The sequence below is a fragment of the Methyloprofundus sp. genome (assembly GCF_965251085.1).
In the GTDB taxonomy this organism is placed as follows: Bacteria; Pseudomonadota; Gammaproteobacteria; order Methylococcales; family Methylomonadaceae; genus Methyloprofundus.
Map to the genome: position 1 here is coordinate 1,363,961 of NZ_OZ252594.1, position 16,820 is coordinate 1,380,780.

At 39.9% G+C, this 16,820-nt stretch carries 14 protein-coding genes and 1 tRNA gene; 7 read left to right on the forward strand and 8 right to left on the reverse strand.

Annotated elements, in window-relative coordinates; genetic code table 11:
* Positions 1 to 312: 312 nt before the first annotated feature.
* Genes ACQY3F_RS06200 through ACQY3F_RS06210 form a run of 3 tightly spaced genes read left to right on the forward strand, consistent with a single transcriptional unit; the run spans position 313 to position 2,005 of the window.
* Entirely contained in the window at positions 313 to 1,521 is a 1,209-nt protein-coding gene (locus ACQY3F_RS06200) for a tyrosine-type recombinase/integrase (protein WP_428354037.1), read from the forward strand.
* Between the two features lie 51 nt (positions 1,522 to 1,572).
* Entirely contained in the window at positions 1,573 to 1,755 is a 183-nt protein-coding gene (locus ACQY3F_RS06205; RefSeq protein WP_428354038.1) for a hypothetical protein, read from the forward strand.
* Positions 1,742 to 2,005: a type II toxin-antitoxin system RelE family toxin gene (locus ACQY3F_RS06210; RefSeq protein WP_428354039.1), complete on the forward strand. Its 264-nt coding sequence runs from the start codon at positions 1,742 to 1,744 to the stop codon at positions 2,003 to 2,005. Before ACQY3F_RS06205 ends, ACQY3F_RS06210 begins: the two co-directional genes overlap by 14 nt.
* Positions 2,006 to 2,296: 291 nt before the next feature.
* Here the strand turns inward: ACQY3F_RS06210 and ACQY3F_RS06215 are convergent.
* The 6 genes from ACQY3F_RS06215 to ACQY3F_RS06240 all read right to left on the reverse strand — a co-directional run bounded on the left by ACQY3F_RS06215 (position 2,297) and on the right by ACQY3F_RS06240 (position 8,077).
* Positions 2,297 to 2,386, reverse strand: a tRNA-Ser gene (locus ACQY3F_RS06215).
* 141 nt (positions 2,387 to 2,527) lie between these two features.
* On the reverse strand, positions 2,528 to 2,827 hold the full coding sequence (locus tag ACQY3F_RS06220; RefSeq protein WP_428354040.1) for a SemiSWEET transporter: 300 nt from the start codon (positions 2,825 to 2,827) through the stop codon (positions 2,528 to 2,530).
* A gap of 84 nt (positions 2,828 to 2,911) precedes the next feature.
* The gene (locus tag ACQY3F_RS06225; protein WP_428354041.1) at positions 2,912 to 3,487 is read right to left on the reverse strand and encodes a hypothetical protein; all 576 of its coding nucleotides are present in this window, start codon (positions 3,485 to 3,487) and stop codon (positions 2,912 to 2,914) included.
* 306 nt (positions 3,488 to 3,793) lie between these two features.
* Complete coding sequence (locus ACQY3F_RS06230) at positions 3,794 to 5,389, reverse strand: peptide chain release factor 3 (RefSeq protein ID WP_428354042.1); 1,596 nt, start codon at positions 5,387 to 5,389, stop codon at positions 3,794 to 3,796.
* Positions 5,390 to 5,580: 191 nt separating this feature from the next.
* On the reverse strand, positions 5,581 to 6,264 hold the full coding sequence (locus ACQY3F_RS06235; RefSeq protein ID WP_428354043.1) for a hypothetical protein: 684 nt from the start codon (positions 6,262 to 6,264) through the stop codon (positions 5,581 to 5,583).
* A gap of 292 nt (positions 6,265 to 6,556) precedes the next feature.
* Complete coding sequence (locus tag ACQY3F_RS06240; RefSeq protein ID WP_428354044.1) at positions 6,557 to 8,077, reverse strand: cytochrome-c peroxidase; 1,521 nt, start codon at positions 8,075 to 8,077, stop codon at positions 6,557 to 6,559.
* A gap of 1,123 nt (positions 8,078 to 9,200) precedes the next feature.
* On the opposite strand from ACQY3F_RS06240, the gene ACQY3F_RS06245 reads away from it, so the two are divergent.
* From ACQY3F_RS06245 to ACQY3F_RS06255, 3 genes are all read left to right on the forward strand, one after another.
* Positions 9,201 to 11,432: an IS4 family transposase gene (locus ACQY3F_RS06245; RefSeq protein WP_428354045.1), complete on the forward strand. Its 2,232-nt coding sequence runs from the start codon at positions 9,201 to 9,203 to the stop codon at positions 11,430 to 11,432.
* Between the two features lie 477 nt (positions 11,433 to 11,909).
* Positions 11,910 to 12,956 (forward strand): methyltransferase domain-containing protein, encoded by a 1,047-nt coding sequence (locus ACQY3F_RS06250; RefSeq protein ID WP_428354046.1) that lies wholly within the window; start codon positions 11,910 to 11,912, stop codon positions 12,954 to 12,956.
* A 5-nt stretch (positions 12,957 to 12,961) separates the two neighbouring features.
* Positions 12,962 to 13,639, forward strand: a complete 678-nt coding sequence (locus ACQY3F_RS06255; RefSeq protein ID WP_428354047.1) for a hypothetical protein — start codon at positions 12,962 to 12,964, stop codon at positions 13,637 to 13,639.
* 130 nt (positions 13,640 to 13,769) lie between these two features.
* Here the strand turns inward: ACQY3F_RS06255 and ACQY3F_RS06260 are convergent, their stop codons facing one another.
* Positions 13,770 to 13,955, reverse strand: coding sequence for a hypothetical protein (locus tag ACQY3F_RS06260; protein ID WP_428354048.1), 186 nt, complete (start codon positions 13,953 to 13,955; stop codon positions 13,770 to 13,772).
* Between the two features lie 125 nt (positions 13,956 to 14,080).
* Here ACQY3F_RS06260 and ACQY3F_RS06265 point away from each other — a divergent pair, with 125 nt between their 5' ends.
* Positions 14,081 to 15,277, forward strand: coding sequence for an ISAzo13 family transposase (locus tag ACQY3F_RS06265; RefSeq protein WP_428352931.1), 1,197 nt, complete (start codon positions 14,081 to 14,083; stop codon positions 15,275 to 15,277).
* Here the strand turns inward: ACQY3F_RS06265 and ACQY3F_RS06270 are convergent.
* Entirely contained in the window at positions 15,208 to 16,416 is a 1,209-nt protein-coding gene (locus ACQY3F_RS06270; protein WP_428354049.1) for an HD-GYP domain-containing protein, read from the reverse strand. The genes ACQY3F_RS06265 and ACQY3F_RS06270 overlap by 70 nt on opposite strands.
* Between the last annotated feature and the right edge of the window lie 404 nt (positions 16,417 to 16,820).

Genomic DNA, 16,820 nt, shown 5'->3' on the forward strand with positions numbered 1-16,820 from the left:
TCTTTTTGTCGGAGCAGGCGCGTCATGTTATTTAGCAGTGATAAGAAATGTCGGTCTTCTTGACGGTCTTACTTTCCTTAAGGCATAAAAAAAGCCGATTAGATCAAGGGCTTATTTAATTGTTATGGCGGATAGTCATTCCGCCTAACTTACATCCGACCCGATCCGAAATCGTCCTTAAAATATTGTAATAAAAGAGCTACTTATAAAATTAGTGTTTTACAACATCCGAGTAAATTCGGTACAATCTAAGCCTGAAATGTAGGCTATATTATCATTCTGATAAGTAAGCACTAATATTGAGGTGATTTTATGGCGCGTCGTATTACTAAAAAATTAGCTCCTAAAACCATACAGTCACTTAGGACAAAAGGTCTTTATGGTGATGGTGATGGACTTTGGTTAAAAGTTACCGACTCCGGTTCTCAGAGTTGGATATTCAGATACACCAGAGATAAAAAAAGCAGATCAATTGGCTTGGGTTCGGCTCGCTTAGTACCAGTAACCAAGGCACGAGAAGAAATATTTAAATACAGACAACTCTTAACCGAAGGCAAAGACCCTTTTACTTTTAAAAAAGCACTGGATGAAGAACGAAGGAAATTGATTGATGACGTTATCACCTTTCAATTTTGCGCAACCAGTTATATAAACTCACACAAAGCGAGTTGGAAAAATGCCAAACATACCCAGCAGTGGACTAATACACTTGCTACTTATGCTTATCCAGTGATTGGCGGCTTATTGGTTAAGGAAATAGACACCGCTTTAATTATGCGAATACTTGAACCTATATGGCTAAGCAAGAATGAGACAGCAGGCAGGTTAAGGGGAAGGATTGAAAATATTATTGCATGGGCAGCAACTCAGGGTTACAGGTCAGCAGAAAACCCGGCAAGGTGGAAAGGCCACCTGGAAAACTTACTTGCAAAACCGAGCAAAGTTAAAAAGGTTAAACATCATAAAGCCTTACCGTATTCTGAAATGTATACGTTTATGCAGTCACTCAGAAATCATGATTCTGTTTCTGCTAATGCGCTAGAATTTCTTATTTTAACCGCCGCCCGAACAAACGAAGTTATCAATGCAACCTGGGATGAAATCGACCTAAAAAATAAGGTCTGGATAATTTCCACTGCAAAAGTGAAGGCCTCCAGAGAACACCGCGTACCATTATCAAGCCGTGTAATTGAAATCATCAATGAAATGGCAGCCGTACGAGTATCAGATTTTATCTTTACTGGGCGATCACGTTCAGGCGGCTTGAGCAATGCAGCTATGGATAAGTTATTACAGGTAACCATGAAATATGATGTAACCGTTCAGGGCTTCCGCTCCACTTTCAGGGGTTGGGCAGCAGAACGCACCAACTACCCGCGCGATTTATGCGAAATGGCATTAGCACATGCAATAAAAGACAAAACCGAAGCAGCGTACAGGCGTGGCGATATGATCGAAAAACGGCGTAAACTAATGCAGGACTGGCTTAAATACACTGAGTTACCCAGCCCCAACAGGTAACGTTGTTCAACTTAGAAACGCAGTATCACAATAATTCATCAGGAGAAGAAAATGCAAGAGCAATTCATCACCAATAAATCAGGTCAGAAAATTTCAGTCATTTTACCCATACATGAGTATGAGGAATTATTAGCAGATATAAAAGATCTGGCTAGCGTAGCCGAACTAAAAAACGAGCCAACAGTTTCGCTTGATAGTGTAATCAAAAAACTTGAAGCGAATGACTTACTATAAGGTTGAGTTAAAGAAATCAGCCGAAAAATCCCTGTTTAAACTACCCAAGCCAGTCATTAAAAAAGTTATTGATTTATTAACCAAACTCAAAAAAGAGCCACGACCAAAAGGCTGTAAAAAATTAACAGGCTCAAGCAATACCTATCGAATTAGAACCAGTGATTATCGCGTTGTTTATTCTATTTTTGATGATGTTCTGGTGGTTGATGTTATTAAGATCGGACACCGGAAAGAGATTTACAAGAACTAAGCTATAATCCAATTTAACCAGTCTAGGCCATGCAAGCCGAACAGCGGATTCGTTACCCGCTTGACTGCTTATCCCATAGTATTTTATTATTGGCGGTGCAGAACAATATAGTTTTTCTGAGCATGGGGATGCCTTAGCCAGAACGATAAACTAGATTATTTATGTCTGGTTGTTTTAGGTTAAGAATTCAGGCCTGAATTTCCAAGCTTTTGCAATCTTGTAGGCTGAAATGTAGACTATATTTTTTTGATAATTTTAAATCGTTTACAAACAACAGCTTAAAAATATAAATGGCGGAGAGGCAGGGATTCGAACCCTGGGAGGGGATAAACCCTCAACGGTTTTCAAGACCGCCGCTTTCGGCCACTCAGCCACCTCTCCTTAAGTGATGCTATAATACTCAACTTTCACGCTAATGCAAAGTCTTTTATGTATATATTAGTACATAAAAAATGTTTGTGTAATAATTCAAGTATTTAACAAATTGAATTAGCTTTATTGCTAGTCATTTACTGCCAGTCTCTATTTTTCCTTGGCTGATGGATGTCCCGTCTTATGGGTTAATGTGTTATAAACCTTGATGCTCAAAATTGAAGATGCAAGAATCAATGTAATTGCATTTGCATATATAATGGCAACATCATCCAGATAAAGGCCGTAAATAAGCCACAAAAAAACGCCGCTCGTAAAAATACTGTACATACCTAAAGAGAGCGATTCTGTATCTCTTGTTTTTAGCGTCATAATAGCTTGTGGTAAGAATGAAGTAGTGGTTAGTATTCCTGCCACATAGCCTATCATTTCAGGGGTTATATTAGTCATTTATCTTTTTATTTTAGCAATCTTCCCACGGGAAGTATTTGTCATTCAGTCGTACTCTGTTACAACTATTAGCCTGCATCTTCCTTATTTTGGGTCACCAGCCCTGCGGTTATGATCCTGATCTTCAACTATTTCCTTAACTAACTCATTATCTGCAGCTAATGTTGGAAATATATGATTTTTTTCAACATACAGTCCCAGCCAGATAAAGGGTAGTGTGATGAGTAAATCAATAGCAAAATGCGCTTCCATCAAGATGGTTAAGCCTGCCGTACAAAATAGCAGTACGCCAATCAGGTAAAAACGAAATCCTAGAATAATGCCACTGAGAAACATGGTATGAGCCAAGAGAATGTGGATGGTAATAGCAGCAGCCTGTGCTTTCATCATTTCTGCATGCCACGTTAAAAAAACCAGTATTATTGCAAAAAAGGCACTACCCCAAAAAAGTATCTGATACTTTATTAAATGCTCTGTTTTATGACCCGTCGCCAGAGTTTTTGTCTTTTCACTTAATATTGATGCATAAAAGAAAACCGGGGACATTAATAGCCAGTAGAAAACACCCGCTCTATCTGAAACCTCGATAAGTACCTCACCAAAAAAACATAAGGATATTAAAGTGATAAAAATTATTTCATTAATATAAATATGCTGCAATCCCGCATGCATATTCCACTTTGTTTTATTCTGGTTTTGTTCAGTCATAGAAAAATACCTCTGTTATATAACTTTTGACGATGCTGTACACTTACACTAAGGTAACGAGAAATTTCATACATGTATTATCCTAGAAAAATCAGTTGCTCACGGTTTCTAGCACAAGCTATTGATCCCACTGCACTTGCAAAAAATGCCCGCTTAACCTATGGGTGAAGCTACGATTTTTTGAAAGTATTATATAAATTCAATATCTTGCACTATAAATTCGCGCTCAACTATTTGTCTAGGATTATGCGCCTTCTGTTACAGCTCACGTGTTGAACTGAAGGTAATATCCGGCCAGCGCTCTTGTGTTAGTTGCAAATTAACACGACTGCTGGCCAGATAAACTAAATAACCTCCACCATCTTTAGCTAAATTATCGAAGGCTTTTTTCTTGAATTCTTCAAATTTCGCAGCATTATCAGAACTTACCCAACGAGCTGTATTGATAGCCACATTATCATAAATACATTCCACATTGTATTCGCCTTTTAAGCGAAAAGCAGTCACATCAAACTGTAGTACCCCGACCGCACCTAATATTAAGTCATTGTTTTTTAAGGGCTTGAATAGCTGGGTAGCGCCTTCTTCGGTTAACTGTACCAAGCCTTTCTGCAAAGCTTTGCCACGCAAAGGGTCTTTTAGCACCACGCGTCGAAAAAGCTCTGGAGCAAAGTAAGGGATCCCCGAGTATTTCAGCACCTCGCCTTCGGAAAAAGTATCACCTACCTGAATGGTTCCGTGATTATGCAGGCCAATGATATCGCCTGAATAGGCTTCTTCTATATTTTTCCGACTGGCAGCTTTAAAGGTAATCGCATTTCCAACCTGTATTTTTTTTCCGATACGCACATGATTTATTTTCATGCCTTTATCAAATTTACCTGAACAGACGCGCAGAAATGCAATTCTATCTCGGTGTGATGGATCCATATTAGCCTGTACTTTAAAAACAAAGCCAGTAAATTTTTCTTCCTGCGCACTAACGAAACGTTGATCCGCTTGGCGACCTTTAGGTTCAGGTGCAAACTCGGCAAAAGCATCAAGCAACTCCAAAATACCAAAATTATTGATTGCAGAGCCAAAGAAAACGGGAGTTTGTTTGCCTGCTAAATAAGCATCCAGGTTGAATTCATGGCTGGCACCTTTGACTAATTCGATTTCTTCGCGTAATTCTTCTGCCTGGTCACCGACCAGCGCATCCAGTGCAGGGTTGTCCAGACCTTTGATGGTTTCACCTTGCATGATTTTTCCGCCATGCGTTGCACTAAAGATGTGAACCGTGTCTTCATATAAATGATAAACACCTTTAAAACGCTTACCCATACCTATAGGCCAGGTCATCGGTGCACACTCTATTTTTAATACCGATTCAACTTCATCCAGCAACTCAATCGGCTCTTTACCTTCCCGATCCAGCTTATTGATAAAGGTTAAAATGGGAGTGGTACGCAGGCGACAGACTTCCATCAATTTAATGGTACGATTTTCTACCCCTTTCGCCACGTCAATGACCATTAAAGCAGAATCTACGGCGGTTAATGTGCGGTAGGTATCTTCAGAGAAGTCTTCATGCCCGGGAGTATCCAGTAAGTTCATGATGGAGTTGTTGTGCTCAAACTGCATCACCGAGGTAGTAACCGAAATACCCCGTTGTTTTTCCATTTCCATCCAGTCAGAAGTTGCGTGGCGGTCTGCTTTGCGTCCTTTTACAGAGCCTGCTTGCTGTATAGCACCACCAAATAAGAGTAGCTTTTCGGTTAAGGTCGTTTTACCCGCATCGGGGTGGGAGATAATGGCAAAGGTTCTACGTCGTTTGATTTCTTTTGCGTTTAAGGATTCTAATTCTTGATTCATTCGTTAACTATGGTGCTCAAATGTGTTTTCTAATATTAGCTAATTTTAACTGAATTTAAACAGTGGCGTATAAGAGAGTATATGAATTCAAAAATCTACTGATTTTTTACAAGACCCAGTATAAGCACTTGGTTTTTTTCCAGTGCGTAATGAATAGGGCTAAAGCTTTAGCGCACCTAATTTTTCTAGGTTTAAAGCAGCGACCTGCCACAACCTTTAAATAACTTACCATCTAGCTTAACTGTCACAGTAAATTCGAAAGTTTCACCACTGATAATATCCTGACAGGAAGTGCCTAATATCTTTACTAATAATGTATGTTCGTCATTGCTTGTTTTATACACAGTGCTACGCGAAGCTTCATCTATAACGGGCTCAGAAATGCTAAATAAGTACTTATTGATTTTGCCAAAAAAATCAGCAAATATAATATTCTTACCCTTTACTATTTCTAATATCCAACTGGATTGAGTGCCTACGGCCCTAAAATCTACACCATTCAATTTAGCATCTTCCCATGTTGCTTTGGCCTTATTGTTATGGCAGTTTTCATGTATAACAGAACTGATTTCTAGTTTAGCGATCCCTTTTTCTAACCAAAGTGTCGTTTGTTTAGCGTTAAATTTTTGACCAAATAGGGTGAACGCATGAGCTAGGGTGATGCTCTGTTCAGGATAAAGTATGCGCGCCTGATTATCACCTATACTCGCTGTAAAAGTAAATTTATCCGAACACTCAAAGACATAGGTTTTCGCTGCTATAGGTTCAACAAGCCCTAAATGCATATAATCTATAGATTCTTTAAATTGTGTACATGAGGCTAAAAAGATAGATAAAAAACCTGCAACGGGAAGAGATATTTTAATGAATTTCACACAAATTCCTTTAAAGATAGATACAGAATGGAGTCACAAGTAATTGGAGGATTTTGCCATATTCGACTGAGATATATACTTCGCGCGGTCACGGATGCAGATTTCTAGCGGCTGAGTTTTTGCCGATAGCTACTTTGCTGAAACCTTTACGTAGCAAGCTATGTAAAGGTTTCAGCGCCCGTATCAAGTGCGGGCAGGCTTTGCTATCGACAAAAAAATCGACTCGATAAAAATCCGCAACCGTCACCGTGCGAAGTACAGCAAATAATCATGCATAGAAAATTCACTCAAATTACTGCAATTTCTTAATATACTGTAGCTTAAAAGTCATTGCACCGGTAGTTGCAGGAATATATTTCAACTGTGCAGTATAAGACTCTGGTTGAGTAGTATTTTCGTTACTTGATAATATTGGTAACTCAAGCAGCCCTGTCGCTAAAGAATAGTAGGGCATAGCCTCAAGTGTGGAATAATCAGTGATCGATATTTCTTCTATTTGACTAAGCTGGTAAATATTGTCATTAATTTCTTGTAGGCTAGCAGCGTAAAAACTATCCGGCTGATTAGCTCCTTCTACGCGTATATAGGGTAAATCTAGCAAATCTTTTGCCGCTGAAACAGAGGGTTTTGTATAAAATTGATAGCCGTCAGTGAGTGTCTGCATAAACGCAACAAGCGCATCAACCTCTTCATTAGTTAAGCCTAAGTCACCTAACTCTTCTGTATTGACATTTTCGGCAACCTCTGGAGATGGCCAGGTATCATCTACATCTCGCGTATTATAAAATTCAACGACCTGTTTCAAATCAGAAAAAACGCCGTTGTGCATATAAGGCGCTGTTTTAGCAACATTTCGTAAGGAAGGTACTTTAAATTTACCATTTTCAGCACTACCCACTGTTTGTCCCAAGCCCACATCAATAAAATCATCCCCTTTCACTGACAGAATTTCGGGGTTGGAGGGAGTTCCTAGATTATCATAAGTAAAATCCGTAAATAATGGTGCTAAACCGTCCTCGGTGGTGCTGATATGGCAGGCAGCACAGTTGGCTTTATTTTCATCTTTAAATAGCGCTAAACCTTTCTGTTCCTGAGCTGATAATTTAACCCGTCCTGCTAAAAAGTAATCATATTTGGAACTAAAACCATTAAAGCTTGAAGTATTTTCAAAGGCTACTATCGCTTGCGCCATTTTATCGTAAGCTAGCATCGTATTATCAAAAATATCTTCACCGTAAACCTGTATAAATTGATTGGCATACCTGGATACTTTGATTTTATCGATCACAGATTGCTCGTTGGGGTTATTCATTTCATCAGGATTTAAAAAAGGCCCTTTGGCCTGTTCCTTTAAATTGGCTGCTCGGCCATCTAAAAATTGACCGCCAATATACAGTCCTTCTTCGGCATCGAAGTGAAAATTTGGCGCAAATGCAGAATAACCAGCGGAGGGAGTATTTCTGCTACCTGTACGACCTGCTACTGCACCCAATGAAACAGGGAAGTTAGATTCTGGTTCAGTCAATGATGTTTTAATATCATGACAACTGGCACATGACTGCCCAGTTGGTGTTGAGAGGTTTGTATCAAAGAATATTTCTTTTCCTAACTGCTGCTCCAGAGTTAGCTTTTTTGCTGCTAATAAGCTCAACTGTGTTGTTTCTGCCAGGATGTTTAAACTATTGCTTGCTAGATATGCCGAAAGAATAATTACAAATCGTTTATTAAGCATTGGGTTCCTTTTTAATAATATAAAAGCAAATGATAATGCTTCCCAATTAGATATGTAATAATTGTAATTTAATTTTGCCATTTTTCACAGGGTCAGTTGATTAATTATTTAGCAATTTAAGCTATGTATCCTAAATTCATCGTTTCATGGTTTTTAGAATAGCAGTGTATATTATACTTCGCGCGGTTACGGATGCGGATTTCTAGCGGCTGAGTTTTTGCCGGTAACTACGTTGCTGAAACCGTTACGTAGTTAGCTATGGGAGCGGCCGACAAGGCTGCAAATCTTGGAGGGTGAAAGTCCTTTCACCGTCAGTTGCCCGATAACGGACGGTTAGTATATCCCCTGTTCAGCGAGGTAACAGACTGAAATATGCGGGGAAGTAAAAGCCCTGACTGCCTGGAGTTGAGAAATTCTGCGGTAGGAGCAATTTGGGGGGCGAGCAAATCTGCGGGCTGGAACATTAGAGAATGACTGCAGCCTCGAAAACTACGCCACACAGAAGTTGCAGTGTGGGTTATTGCCAAGCGCCGACCAGTTCATAGCGCTGGGAAGGCCGTTGTCTTGTGGGAAGAAACGGGTAAATGCACCATGAGAGCAGCCGGGGTAGGGGGCCTTGCACGCAGAGAAAGGTTTGTAGAGATAACGTCGGGAAGATCCTACTTCCAGCAGGGGTTGACAGCAACCTGCAAAGACCTTATGTTCAAGGTTAATTCCGTAGGCATAAGGAGGATTTAGGATTGTCGCATGAGTTCGTATGAGCGATGAAGGCAGGGTAACTCCTGCTGACGGGGTGCTGGATGCCTCGGTGTGAAAGGTAACGCCTTGAACATGCAAAGGGACTCTGGGCGCTTGATAGCCTCTTGAGTACTCGGACAATGTAAGGTCGAGGAACATATTAGAGGTAACCTTGGAAGTAAATTAAGGAGCAGAGGGGTGTATGTGAGTCAACACTTAAGCTTCATGCTCTTTGGGAAGGCGACTGAAGGTATTAATCAAGGTCAGAACCGGACTCGGGAAAACCGACCGTCCGGGATCGTAGGCAATGTCATTCACTTAAATACAAAAATAACAAAAAAAAATAAAGTGATTAAAACTCATAAGCTTAAGCAACACTTTCCTCAGTTACTTTTTGCCTTGACTATATCCATCTAATCTGCCAACATAAGCATGGATAATTTAATTTTTGCAGGCAGGCAACATAATGACAACAGCTATTACCCAACCCCTTACACTTTCTGCTCGTTATTTTTCTAAAAAAGAACTCGCCTACGTTCAGCAAACCGTTAACACGTTCCCCAACTTAAGCCTGACCGAACTTGCCGAAACGCTATGCGAACATTTGCACTGGGTCACGGCAAAAAAACGCAATAAAATTAATGCCTGCCTAAGCGCCTTAGCTAAGCTGGAAAAATTGGGCTATATCAGCTTACCGGTAAAACGCGTTCAAAAGAAACGCGAATCAAAACCGATCATCTGGACATCACAATCGGTTCCTGGTGTACCTATTGAATGTGAGCTCAGTTCCTTGGGGCCTATAGAATTAGAGGTTGTCACAGATAAGGCGGATGTCGCGCTTTGGAATGAGCTCGTTGATCGGCATCATTACCTGGGTTATCGTCATCCTATCGGTGCGGCCTTAAAATACTTTATCATCTCCAATACACCGACACGACAAATCCTGGGTTGCCTGCAGTTTTCAGCCTCTGTCTGGCACCTGGCTGACCGTGATCACTGGATTGGCTGGCAAACGAAAGATAGGGAGCAACGCTTAAACCTGATCATTAATAACACCCGTTTTTTGATTTTACCCTGGGTCAAAGTCAAAAATTTAGCCAGTCACGCCTTGTCTATCGTGACTCGTCAAATTGCAGATGATTGGGATAAAACGCACGCTTACCGTCCCGTCTTGATTGAAACCTTTGTGGACACCACGCAATACCACGGCACCTGTTATCTCGCTGCTAATTGGTCACATATCGGTGAAACCAGTGGCAAAGACTGGCAAAAAGCGACGGATAATAAAGAGGGCACCATTAAGAAGTTGTTTGTTTTTCCGCTTAATCCACACTTTAGAGCCGTATTGAAAAATGAACCTGTCAGCCAAAAAAAATCGATCATTGATGACGACTTTTTAAACTTATGGGGCAAGGTTGTCAATATCATCTCTGAGGTGGCTCTTGCCTACGATGCCACCTGGCAAAAACGCAAACGGGTGATAGACTCATTATTACTGGTTTTTCTTATTTTTCGCCTGGTTTTTTCAAAAAACACACAGAGCTATGGCACCACCATTACCGAATTCTGGCACAATTGCCATCGGATGAAGTTTCCCTTGCCCCAAAAACAAGCCATTTCAGCCTCATCCTTTACCGAGGCACGTAAAAAACTGAATGAATCCATTTTTATCGAGTTGAACCAGCGCATTATCCAGGCCTGTCCTGAGAAAACATCAGAACGCTGGTTGGGACATCGCCTGTTTGGAGTGGATGGTAGCAAGATCAATCTGCCCCGAGAATTAATCAAAGCAGGTTATGCCACACCACAACAAAACAGCCATTACCCACAAGGCCTGCTCAGTTGCTGCTATCAACTTAAATCAAAAATCCCCTATGATTTTGATCTGGTCAGTCATGGCAATGAACGCAAGTGTGCTTTGGCGCATTTACAAACACTAGAGCCAAATGACGTTTGCGTCTATGATCGCGGTTATTTTTCTTACGCCTCTTTATCCCAGCACATTCAAGCGGGCGTACACCCTGTTTTTAGAATGAAAAGACAAGCAGGGAAAGCGATTGATGCATTTATCGACAGTGATAAAATAGATGAAATCATCACTCTGATGCCAACAAAAGCGCGTCAGAGAGAGATCAAAAAAGAATTTCCTCAGATGATCTTTGTACCGTTAAAGATACGTCTCATCAAATATGTCATTGATGGCACGAGTTATTGCATTGGCACCACGCTGATGGATAAGCAATACACCATTGATTCGTTGAAATCGGTCTATCATGATCGCTGGGGCATTGAGGAGCTTTATAAAGTGAGCAAAAAGCTAGTTGAGGTTGATGATTTTCATGGACGCAGTGAGCGCACGGTCAAACAAGAACTGTACGCTCACTTTGTGTTGATCACCATGAGTCGACTCTGCGCGAGGGCCTCTGAGCATTTACTGGCGAGTTTGCTGAATCTTCCTGTCGATGAAGAATCAGAGGCAGAGCAAACCATTCAGGTGAACTTTAAAAATACATTAACGACCGTAGCCCGACATCTTGAGGAGATTTTGTATGCACCCAGTATTTACATCAATCAGGTGATGACTGAGTTGGTTTGTTCAATTTCACGTTACTATCACAAGAAAAGGAAGGGGCGTCATTACGCAAGAGAATCGAAACAGTCAGCACAGCAATGGAATACGCGGAGAAATAGCGCTTGATTTTTTAACATAAGAATGTGGGTTGGGTTGAAGTTTATCTGATTCTTAACCGAATAGGAGTGTTTCTTAAACGAATGACATTGGGATCGTAGGGGGGCTTGCGGAAACGTGATGTATGGTCAATAGCTATTTGCTACTAATCTGGAAACAGAGGATACCATGGATAAACTATTGGCCTAAGCCTGCGCGCGCCGTATTTCTACCCCGACCGCCAGTTTCAGCGCCCCCGTGTCAAGTACAGGGCAGGCTTTGCTATCAACAAAAACAGCTCACTATATTCTCCGCATCCTTAACCACGAGAAGTATTGTGTTTAAAATGGATTTATACTTGTCGAAGGAGGGCAAAAAAACACTGTATAGCTGAATAAGTACTGTAAATATTTGTATATTTACAGTAAGGAATTCACTTTCTTTACGACTTATTTAAACAAATTTTATTATAATAACAAGAATTCAGCATTATTATTTGGAGCTTACATGACCAACTCAACGATCAGCGAATCAGTACAAAATTATTATGGCCAAGTGCTACAGTCCAGTGAAGATTTAAAAACCAGCGCTTGTTGTACTTTAGACTCTGTCCCGGTGCATTTACGACCTTTATTATCAGACTTACATCCTGAAGTTGTTGCCCGCTATTACGGTTGTGGTACGCCCTTACCACCTGCATTGATGGGTGCTACGGTTCTGGATCTTGGTTGTGGTACCGGGCGTGATTGTTATTTACTTTCCCGCTTAGTAGGTGAGTCAGGCCATGTGATAGGTATTGATATGACCGAAGAACAGCTGGCTGTAGCTAAAGAGCATTGTGACTGGCATGCCGAGCGATATGGGTATGTCAGTTCAAATGTAGAATTTAAGCAAGGCTATATGGAAGACTTAGCCACAGCGGGTATTGCAGATAATTCTATTGATCTTGTGGTATCGAACTGTGTAATTAATTTATCACCGGATAAGGAAAAGGTGCTTGCGGAAATATTTAGGGTTTTGAGGCCAGGTGGTGAAATTTATTTTTCTGATGTTTATGCGGACCGACGTATACCCGAAGCTCTAAAAATTGAACCCGTATTATTAGGTGAGTGTTTGGGAGGGGCTTTATATTGGGAAGATTTTCGCCGTATTATGCAAGATTTAGGTTGTCCAGATGTTCGTATAGTTAAAGAAAGTCCGATAGCACTAGAAGACCCGGAAGTAGAAGCTAAAATCGGTATGGTCAAGTTTCGTTCAGTCACCATTCGAGCCTTTAAAATACCACTAGAAGATCGTTGCGAGGACTTTGGGCAACTGGCTATTTATAAAGGAACTATTGCCGAATATCTGCATGCTTTCGATTTAGATGATCACCACCATTTTGAAAAAGGTAAGCCATTACGTGTGTGTGGGAATACTTACGATATGTTGGCATCCAGTCGCTATGCAGAACACTTCGATTTTTTGGGCGATAAAACCACTCACTTTGGTTTGTTTGATTGTGCGCCGCCAAATACCAGCATATCCCTGGAATCAGGCGCTGCTTGTTGTTAAAGACGATGAACGTTGTTAGTAAGCTCAGTATTATTATTCCTGTAGGTCCTGATGACAATACCTGGCAATATCTACTTAAAGAATTAACTGTATTAGGTGAAGATATTGAAATTATATTATCTGCTTGCCAGGCACTTCCTAAAGATTTTAACCTGCCAGATAATATAATCTGGATGCATACGACACAAGGGCGTGCAAGACAGCTTAACGTGGGAGCTACCCAGGCTTCCAGGCCGGTGATATGGTTCTTACATGCAGATACTCGTTTCACGGTAGGTGTTATTGATGCATTACACAACTATATTGCAAAAGACAAGCAAGGCATGGGGTATTTCAGACTAAAATTTGCAAAGGATGGCCCGCAACAGATACGTTTAAATGCCTGGGCTGCAAATGTGCGTTCACGTTTATTTGGTCTTCCTTTTGGTGATCAGGGGTTTATTATGCGCAAGTCTTTGTTTGAACATATGCACGGCTTTGATGAAAGCCTTAAAATAGGCGAGGATCTAGACTTCGCCGTGCGTGTGCGAGCGAATGATTTTTCATTAATAGAATTGCCAGCTGAATTGATGACTAGTGCAAGACGTTATAAACAAAATGGCTGGCTGCTGACAACAAGTCGCCATATATACTTAACCTGGACTCTTACACGTCAGGCAAAGCATAGATTGACATTATCTTGAAAAGGGGTCTGGCTATCCCGTCAATCGCCTTGACACGACTGTTAGAAGGGTAAAACTTAGAGGCCTTATTTATAGGCAGGAAGTGATGCTTGTCTTTGTGGGTGTCTTTGCTACGAGGTATCCACTTTAACTACTTTGATTCATAGTTTTCGATTATCTCGGGAATCTTCTCACGCTGATAATATTCTTTACTGTTAATTTGATAATCTTCTGGGTGAACTATAGCGCGAATAGTAAGCAATTTGTTTTCAGCACTGTATTGACTATTTGCAAGATCAATAATTTTATTATCAACAAAGTTTTTATCTTGATCCAAAATTAATAATATTTTCGGTCTTAGGGAGATGGAAAGAAATAATCATCCAAACGAAGTAAGCTTGTGTCTCAATAATTTATAATAATGAATTCTGAATTTATTCTCACACTAGGCAGATAAGCTTGTTGATATTAACAGATAGCATTATAGGTTGGATTATAAATACAGCCCATCGTTTAAAAGGCTCGGTACGTCGTATATTCATGGCTGAAACGGTGGAGCTACTAGGCTCAGGTGGTGCAAGTATTGCTGAAGAAAAACTAGGATGGAATAGAGGCACTATCCGAAAAGGACAATATGAACTTGAAACTCAGCCCATAGAAGATAATTTTTCAGCGAGAGGGCGTAATAAAAGTGAAGAGCATTTTCCTCATCTACTTGATGACATAAAAAAAATTGCTGAACCGGAGTGTCAAACGGATCCCTCTTTTAATTCCTGTCGATTATATACCCGGCTAACGGCTAAAGAAGTTAGAAAACGTTTACTGGAGATTGATTATTACGATGAAAAAACATTACCTTGCTCAAAAACTATCAATACAAAATTAAATGACCTGAGTTACCATCCAAAAAAGGTACAAAAAACAAAGCCTCATAAGAAAATCAAGGAAACGGATGCAATTTTTGAACAAGTTCATTCAGTCAATGGAATGGCAGATATCAACCCAAAAGAGATTCGTATATCAATTGATGCCAAAGCAAGAATGAATATAGGAAATTTTTCACGGGGAGGACGAAATCGGGTTTTAACAAAAGCAGAGGATCATGATTTAGATGTTAAGGAAAAGTTAACTCCTTTTGGTTTTTATCTGCCTGAACATGATGATTTTTTCCTTTTCTTTACAGCAGGCTATGCCAGCAGTGATTTCATCGTTGACCGATTGGAAGAAATTTGGCCAGAAATTCAAGAAAAATATGGAGTAGATATTCTGACAATTAACGCTGACAATGGTATGGAGAACAGTAGCTCCAGAACTCAGTTTATAAAAAGGCTTGTGGAGTTTGCTGAAAAAAGCAACATAAAGATAAAACTGGCCTACTACCCTCCTTATCATAGTAAATATAACCCAATTGAACGAGTATGGGGAGCCTATGAAAATCATATTAGTGGCGACATAATGGATACAGTTGAAACAACTTTAAAATTTGCCAAAAGTATGACCTACAATGGCAAAGCACCTATTGTTAAATTAACAGAAAAAATATATGAAACAGGAGTAAAGGTAGGTAAAAAAGCAATGAAGACGTATTATCAGTTTGTTGACCGAATGCCATCGTTGGAGAAATGGTTTTTGACCATTTCTCCTGGTTGTTCTGGATGATTATTTCTTTCCATCTCCCTTAGTTTGAGTAGGCTTTGACCTTCAATTACCTGAGCGATTGAACCGTTACTGAGTTCGACAAAACAACCTGCCGGATAAACACCAAGGCTTTCAATAAATTTAATTGTTAGTTTAGGGTCTAGATGACTTCCTGACCTGTCAAGCATCACCTTTGTTGCCTGGTGATGAGTTTGACCTTTCTTGTATACTCTATCACTCGTTATTGCATCATACATATCTGCTATGGCAACGACATTTGAATAATGAGATAAACGATTTGCTTTGATACGTCTAGGGTATCCTTTGCCATCGATATGTTCATGGTGAGTCAAAGCAGTGTTAATTGCACCAGAGTACATATCCGAACTAGATTTTAGAAGCTCATAGCCCAATGTTGTGTGAGTGCGCATTACCTCTAATTCGCCGCTATCTAATTCCGCAGGTTTGTTTAATATGTCGAGCGGAATTAACATTTTCCCCATATCGTGCATCATGCCACACAAACCCACATGATTTAGTTGTAATTCAGAAAGGCCAATATGACGCCCAAGCAAAATAGATAAGACACAAACATTCAGACTATGTTGCGCAGTATATTGATCCTTATTTTTTAATTGTGTTAACCATAAAAATGCATCTGGAGAATGTAAAACACTATTAACACATGCCGAAACTGCATGCTTAGCTTGAGTCCCATCAATGCTACCGCCTTCAGCGACATTGTCCATAAATTTAGCAACCAGAATACCCGCTTCTTTATAATTATGTTCAGCCCGGGAAATTTCCTTGGCAAAGGTACCTAAATGTTCGGGAGGGTTATTGATAGAAAAAAATTCATTAGCTGGGTCTTTAATAGCATTTCTTTTCTTATTGCTTATCCACTTTTTTTGTTTATTAACATCAATGTAAACTATTTGACAAAATTCTCGTAGTGTATGTAAATCATCGTCTGTTTCAATAGTAAAGCCTTGAAATTTAAAGGGAGACTCTAGCCAGGGTATATCAAGTTTAGAAATATACATACCATACTTGAGCTGTTCTACAGGCATAGCAATAATTTCGCTAGAATTAACGTTATCGTTGCTGACGGGTATTGTCTTCTTTTTCCCGATCAACCAGAACCAGATTTTTTGCCACATATTTTCTGACTAAAATTTACCAAGTGATTTACACATCTATTAGTATAGATGTTGTTTAAGTTTTTTCAAATTACTATGATTATATCGAATGGCCTCTTTATCCTAGAAAAATCAGTTGAGCGCGAATTTATAGTGCAAGATATTGAATTAATGTAATACTTTCAAAAAATTTAGCTTCACCCATAGGTTAAGCGGACATTTTTTGGAAGTGGGGTGGAATCAAGAGCTTGTGCTAGAAACCGTGAGCCACTGATTTTTCAAGGTTTATACAGTTAACCTGGGATTAGGTGTAAATTCATAGGTTGAGTAATATTAGAATGATCTGATGTAATACATCGCATTGCTGGCACAATATTAGGCATGATTTTCAAAAAAACCAATAAACTTAGATCTGCAAGTTAATT